Annotated in this window: 7 protein-coding genes and 1 pseudogene; 5 read left to right on the top strand and 3 right to left on the bottom strand. The window is 65.9% G+C overall.

Annotated features, from left to right (window positions below; translation table 11 throughout):
• From argC to RMQ73_RS12245, 3 genes and pseudogenes are all read right to left on the bottom strand, one after another.
• Nucleotides 1-319 (bottom strand): annotated as a pseudogene (gene argC, locus RMQ73_RS12235) (N-acetyl-gamma-glutamyl-phosphate reductase); the annotation flags it as partial.
• 9 nt (nucleotides 320-328) lie between these two features.
• On the bottom strand, nucleotides 329-1,321 hold the full coding sequence (gene hemB, locus RMQ73_RS12240; protein WP_310498534.1) for a porphobilinogen synthase: 993 nt from the start codon (nucleotides 1,319-1,321) through the stop codon (nucleotides 329-331).
• 52 nt (nucleotides 1,322-1,373) lie between these two features.
• Entirely contained in the window at nucleotides 1,374-2,312 is a 939-nt protein-coding gene (locus tag RMQ73_RS12245) for a lysophospholipid acyltransferase family protein (RefSeq protein WP_310498535.1), read from the bottom strand.
• 46 nt (nucleotides 2,313-2,358) lie between these two features.
• Between RMQ73_RS12245 and murI the strand changes: the two genes are divergently transcribed.
• The 5 genes from murI to glyA form a co-directional block, all read left to right on the top strand.
• Entirely contained in the window at nucleotides 2,359-3,141 is a 783-nt protein-coding gene (gene murI / locus RMQ73_RS12250) for a glutamate racemase (RefSeq protein WP_310498536.1), read from the top strand.
• Nucleotides 3,142-3,159: 18 nt separating this feature from the next.
• Nucleotides 3,160-3,606 (top strand): PaaI family thioesterase, encoded by a 447-nt coding sequence (locus RMQ73_RS12255; RefSeq protein WP_310498540.1) that lies wholly within the window; start codon nucleotides 3,160-3,162, stop codon nucleotides 3,604-3,606.
• Nucleotides 3,603-4,649: an enoyl-CoA hydratase/isomerase family protein gene (locus RMQ73_RS12260; protein ID WP_310498537.1), complete on the top strand. Its 1,047-nt coding sequence runs from the start codon at nucleotides 3,603-3,605 to the stop codon at nucleotides 4,647-4,649. The genes RMQ73_RS12255 and RMQ73_RS12260 overlap by 4 nt, the downstream gene beginning before the upstream one ends.
• A gap of 112 nt (nucleotides 4,650-4,761) precedes the next feature.
• Nucleotides 4,762-5,190: a ribose 5-phosphate isomerase B gene (gene rpiB, locus RMQ73_RS12265; RefSeq protein WP_310498538.1), complete on the top strand. Its 429-nt coding sequence runs from the start codon at nucleotides 4,762-4,764 to the stop codon at nucleotides 5,188-5,190.
• A gap of 11 nt (nucleotides 5,191-5,201) precedes the next feature.
• The coding region (glyA, locus tag RMQ73_RS12270; RefSeq protein ID WP_310498539.1) for a serine hydroxymethyltransferase at nucleotides 5,202-6,484 on the top strand (1,283 nt) is incomplete at its 3' end.

Here is a 6,484-nt window from a genome sequence, read left to right on the forward strand (position 1 = left end):
CCTTGAGGCGGAAATCTGCCGACAGATCGATGATCAACGGCCCGCTGATGCCCGACAGCAGCGCCGCCGACTCCTCATCCGGCAAGCAGCCGAACACCACATCAATGGCCGAATAATCAATATCTTCGGCGCGCACCAGCCGGGGCAGGGCCGGGTACATCGCCATGTGCGGCCAGATATCCGCCATTGTCTGCCCAGCCTTGGCATTGGCCGAAAGCGCCGCGATTTCCACACCGGGATGCCACAGCGCCAGCCGCACCAGGTCCGCCCCGGTATAACCCGAGGCACCAAGGATCGCGATGCGAAGCGGCTGCGTCATGGGTGCCGCCTATGCCCCCAAAAGCCGCGCCGCCAGCGGCGCATGATAGGTCAGCACGCCGGCACAGCCCGCCCGCCGGAAGGCCATCAGCGCCTCCAGCACGCCCCGGTCACGGTCCAGAACGCCGGCGGCAATCGCGGCTTCCAGCATCGCGTATTCGCCGCTGACCTGATAGGCAAAGATCGGCACGTCGAAGCGGTCCCGCAGCGACCGGATGATGTCCAGATACGGCATCCCCGGCTTCACCATCACCGAATCCGCGCCCTCGGCAATGTCCATCGCCACTTCGCGCAGCGCCTCGCGGGCATTGGCCGGGTCCATCTGATAGGTTTTCTTGTCACCCTTGAGCACGCCGCCGCTGCCCACCGCATCGCGGTAGGGGCCGTAGAACGCGGAGGCATATTTGGCCGAATACGCCATGATCTGGGTGTTCACGAACCCATCGGCCTCAAGCCCGGCGCGGATGGCGGCAATGCGGCCGTCCATCATGTCGGACGGCGCAATGATATCGCAGCCGGCGCGGGCCTGGTTCAACGACTGGCCGACCAGCATGTCCACCGTCGCATCGTTCAAAATCTCGCCGCTGTCCGACAACAGCCCGTCATGACCATGGCTGGTGTACAGATCGAGCGCCACATCCGTCAGCACACCCATGTCCGGCGCCGCATCCTTGATGGCGCGGATGGCGCGGCAGATCAGATTGTCGGGGTTCAGCGCTTCCTTGGCGTCCTCGGTGCGGCGGTCGGCGCTGGTGTGCGGGAACAGCGCGATGGCCGGAATGCCCAGGCTCCGGGCGTCCTTGGCGGCCTTGGCCAGCCGGTCCACCGACAGGCGCGATACGCCCGGCATGGTGCCGACCGGCGTTTCGACATCATGGCCCTCGGTGGGGAACAGCGGCCAGATCAGGTTGGACGGGCTGAGGCTGGTTTCACGGTGAAGGTCGCGGCTCCACGCGGTCATGCGGGTGCGGCGCAGGCGGGCGGCGGGAAAGGTTTCGGTCATGACGCAGAGTTAGCGCGCCGAGCAGGCGCCGTCACGCCCTCAATGCCGAATGTCAGTGTATCGGCCTTCCGCCCAATGTCTCCGACAGCTTTGCTGCAATTCGGATGCGCGTTTCCCGCGCCAACGCCTTGCGGTCGGCAAAATGGGCCGGATCGATGGCACCGAGGAAATGCACCCGCGCTTCCCAGGTGCCGGGGCGCGCCAGCAAGCGCCAGGCGTTGGCGGCGCCGGTTTCCATGCCCACCCAGGCCAAATTGCGTCCGGCGTCGTCAGGGTCGATTACCACGGGTTGAATGACCGCCTGCGGCTGGGGCGGCTGGATGGCCGCGCCGGGCGGCACTGGCGCGGATTGCGTCGCCGGCTTCGGGGCAATCAGCATGGCGAACAGCGGCGCCTTGAACGGCAGCAGGCGGCGACCATCGCCGCAACCGCCTTCGGGGAACAGCGCGAGGCGCTCGCCAGCGGCAAATTGGCTTCGCATCGCCGCGATCTGCTTCGTCACCCCCATCCGGTCGCTGCGGTCGATGAATATCGTGTCGTTCAGCCGGCACAGAAAATTCAGCCCCGGCCAGATGGCGATACCGTCCTGCGCCACGAATGCGGTGCCGGTTTGGCCGCCCAGGATCAGCGCATCTGTCCAGCTGAGGTGATTGGCGATGAAGAACACGTCGCGTGCTACCGGCGTGCCGATGCTGCGGACCCGGATGCCGCAAGCCCGCGCCGCCCATGCCAGAAAGCGCCGCGCCCAGGGCGATTGCCTTCCCGCAGCACGAAAACCCATGTGCAAGGGCACGCACAGCGCCGCGATACCGGCCAGCCAGATGCCCCGCCCCACCACACGCAGCCCGCCGGCCGGATCGCGCACCACGGCATGCACAAATGCGGCCACCGCAGCGCTCGCGCCGGGCACTGGCGGTGCCACGAAACCGCCACTGTCGGGCAGCGGCGGTGGCCAATCGGCGGCAGTATCGGTTTGGGCGTGCATGTCCATTTGTGCTCTTCTTGCCCCAACCCCCGACTTCCCGCTACTGGCAGACATGCCAACTGTCCTCGTCCTTGATTCCGGCATCGGCGGCCTGTCCGTGCTTGACGACATGCTGGCACTGATACCCGGCCTTGCCGTCACCTATGTCGCGGACAATGCCGGCTTTCCTTACGGCACCAAAACCGAGATGGAGGTCGCGACCCGCGTCTGCGCCCTGCTGGGGCGGCTTTCCGAACGGCTGCGGCCCGACCTGATCGTCATCGCCTGCAACACCGCGTCCACCATCGCGCTTGGCCATGCCCGCGCCGTGCTCGATGTCGGTATTGTCGGCACGGTCCCGGCCATCAAGCCTGCGGCGGAACGATCGCGCAGCCGTGTTATCGGCGTGCTCGGCACGCAGGCGACCGTCCGCCAACCCTATGTCGACCGGCTTTCGGCGGAATTCGCCGCTGACTGCACCGTGCTGCGCCATGGCTCGTCGCGGCTGGTCGAACTGGCCGAGGCGCATCTGCGCGGCGAGCCCGTCAGCGCCGCCGATGTCGCGCCCGAACTGGCCGGGCTGCTGGACCAGCCCGGCGGCGATGCGATGGATACCGTTGTGCTGGCCTGCACGCATTTCCCGCTGTTGCTGGACCAGCTTGTCGCCGCCAGCCCGCGGCGATTGGCGTTTGTCGATGGCGGCGCTGGCATCGCAAGGCGCGTCCGGCACCTGCTGGGGCCGTGCGATGGTGCGGCTCTGCCCGGCACGGCGCTGTTCACCCGCGCATCTGCGCAGGTTGACGCGCTGGCCCCGGCACTCCAACGCTATGGCCTGACGACAATCGCAATCGTGTGAGGGGCCGCGTCCGTGCCGATGAATGACGACGAATTGATGGCCCGCATGAACAAGTTCGTGCCGCCCACTGCCCGCCTGCTCGGCCAGGAAATCCTCGAAGTCGACAGTGCCGCTGGCCGGGTCAAGATGCGGTTCCAGCCCGGCCCCGAATGCCGCAACCCGATGGGCAATGTGCAAGGCGGCATCGTGGTGGCCATGCTGGACGACGCCGCCGCCTTTGCCGCCATCGTCAAGTCCGGCAAGCGCATCGGCATTCCGACCATCGAGCTGAAAACCAGCTTTTTCGCTCCCGCCCGGTCCGGTGTGCCCTTGTACGCCGAAGGACGCTGTATCAAGCTCGGCAAGCGCATCGCCTTCATGGAGGCGGACCTGTTCGATGAAGCCGGCACGCTGCTGGCGCGTTTGACAACATCGGCGGTGCCCGTCGATCTCGAGGATCGCGGCAACCTGGAGGAACGCAAATGACGGACGAATTGCTGCCCGAGCTTCTCGTCGAACACCGGGGTCACAGCCTGTGGCTGACCCTCAATCGCCCGCAGGCGCTCAATGCGCTCAACCGCCCGATGGCGCTGGCCGTGCACCGGGCTCTGTTCCAGTTCGGGACGGACCCGGACATCAGCCGCATCGTCATCGAGGGCGCCGGGACGCGCGCCTTTTGCGCCGGCGGTGATGTGGCGTTGCTGGGCCGCCAAGGCCGGCAGGACCGGGCGCTCTGGGAAGGCTTTTTCCACGACGAATACCGCATGAACCAGGCGATTGCCCGGGCGCCGTTGCCCTGGGTGGCGCTGATCGACGGCATCACCATGGGCGGCGGCGTCGGCCTGTCCATCCATGGCCCGTTCCGCATCGCTACCGAAAATACCATGTTCGCCATGCCTGAAACGGGCATCGGGCTTATTCCCGATGTCGGCGGCACCCATGCGCTGGCGCGGCTGCCGGGGCAGATCGGCACCTGGCTGGCGTTGACCGGGGCGCGGTTGAAGGCCGCCGACTGCCGCTATGCCGGCATCGCCACCCATTATGTGCCATCGGCGCATCTGCCGACCCTGTGTGACCTGCTGGCGACCAGCCATGAGGATGTCGGCGCCATATTGGCCAGTTTCGATGAAGATGCCGGCGAGGCACCGATGGCGGCTTATCGCGATGCCATCGACTTTCACTTCGGCCATGACCGGGTGGAAGATATCGTCGCCAGCCTGGAATCAGGCGACGACTGGGCGCGCGAACAGGCCGCCATCATTGCCCGCATGTCACCGACCAGCCTCAAGCTGACCCTTGCCGGCCTGCGCGCCAATGCCGCCGCCAGTATCGAGGACGCGCTGATACTCGAATACCGCATGGTCTGCGAAATCCGTCATGGCCATGATTTCTTCGAAGGCACCCGCGCGCAATTGATCGACAAGGACCGCAACCCGAAATGGTCGCCGGCCCGGCTGGAGGACGTGATTGACGACGATGTGGCGCGGCATCTGGAAGTGCCGGAAACGGGCGATTTGACGTTCGGGTGAAACGTCCCGGCAGGAAACAGCCAGCGCGGCCATTGAACGCGGCCGTTTTCGTTGCGGGCGGGCGCCACTGCCGCTAGAGCACAGCCCAGCTTCCAGTTGGGATTCGCCGCCCTTGACGACCATTGCCCTTGCCTCCGACCACGCTGGCTATGCCCTCAAGGTGATGCTGGCCGGCGAACTGCGCGATTCCGGTCATGAGGTGCTGGACCTTGGCCCGGACAGTGAAGCCAGTGTCGACTACCCGGATTTCGGCCGTGCGCTTGGTGAAGCCATCGCCGCTGGCCGGGCGGGCAGGGGCATTGCCATCTGCGGATCGGGCATCGGCATTTCCATCGCCGTCAACCGTATTGCCGGTGTGCGCTGCGCGCTTGTGACATCTGGCCTGATGGCGCGGCTGGCGCGCCAGCATAATGATGCCAATGCCATTGCACTGGGCAGCCGCATCATCGGCATCGAAGTGGCGCGCGACTGTGTGCACGAATTTCTGAACACCCCGTTTGCCGGCGGCCGCCATGCCGACCGCACCCGAAAACTCGGCTGAGGAGACTATCCATGAGCAGCAAGCCCGCCGTAACCGATACCCTGCCCACCGGCTTTTTCGACACGCCGCTCGCCGCCGCCGATCCGGCGATTGCCGCTGCGGTCGCGGCCGAGCTTGACCGGCAGCAGAACCAGATCGAATTGATCGCGTCGGAAAACATCGTGTCGCGCGCCGTCCTTGAGGCACAGGGTTCAGTGTTCACCAACAAATACGCCGAAGGCTATCCGGGCAAGCGCTATTATCAGGGCTGCGCGCCGTCCGATGTCGTCGAACAACTGGCCATCGACCGTGCCAAGGCACTGTTCGGCTGCACCTATGCCAACGTCCAGCCGCATTCCGGCGCGCAGGCCAATGCCGCTGTCATGCTGGCGCTGGTCAAGCCCGGCGAAACCATCCTGGGCATGAGCCTGGATGCCGGCGGCCACCTGACGCACGGCGCGGCACCGGCCATGAGCGGAAAATGGTTCAACGCCGTGCAATATGGCGTGCGCCGCGAGGACCATCTCATCGACTATGACGAGGTCGAGCGGCTGGCGGTCGAGCACAAGCCGGTGCTGATCTTTGCTGGCGGCTCAGCCTATCCGCGCATCATCGATTTTGCCCGTTTTCGCACGATTGCCGACAAGGTCGGCGCCAAGCTGCAGGTCGACATGGCGCATTTTGCCGGGTTGGTCGCTGCCGGCATTCATCCATCGCCGTTGCCGCACGCCCATGTCGTGACCACGACGACTCACAAGACCCTGCGCGGTCCGCGCGGCGGCATGATTTTGTCGAACGACGAGGCGCTGGGCAAGAAGTTCAATTCGGCCGTGTTCCCCGGCATGCAGGGCGGCCCCCTGATGCATGTCATCGCGGCCAAGGCGGTGGCGTTCGGCGAGGCATTGCAGCCGGAATTCAAGGATTATTGCGTCCGCATCGTCGCCAATGCCCAGACGCTGGCAGCCCGGCTGAAGGACCGCGGCTGCGCCGTGGTGGCCGGCGGCACCGACACCCATCTGGCGCTGATCGACCTGACGCCCAAGGGCCTCACAGGCCGCGATGCCGATGAAGCATTGGAGCGGGCGGGCATCACCTGCAACAAGAACGGCGTGCCGTTTGATCCGTTGCCGCCGACCAAGACCAGCGGCATCCGCGTCGGCAGCCCGGCCGGCACGACGCGCGGTTTCGGCCAGGCCGAATTCGCTGCCATCGGCGACATGATTGCCGATGTCCTTGACGGGCTGGCGGCGAACGGCGAACATGGCAATGCCGATGTGGAAAAGGCCGTGAATGTCCGTGTCCGCGCCTTGTGTGC

This window comes from Sandarakinorhabdus sp. (assembly GCF_031430775.1).
Classification (GTDB): domain Bacteria; phylum Pseudomonadota; class Alphaproteobacteria; order Sphingomonadales; family Sphingomonadaceae; genus Sandarakinorhabdus.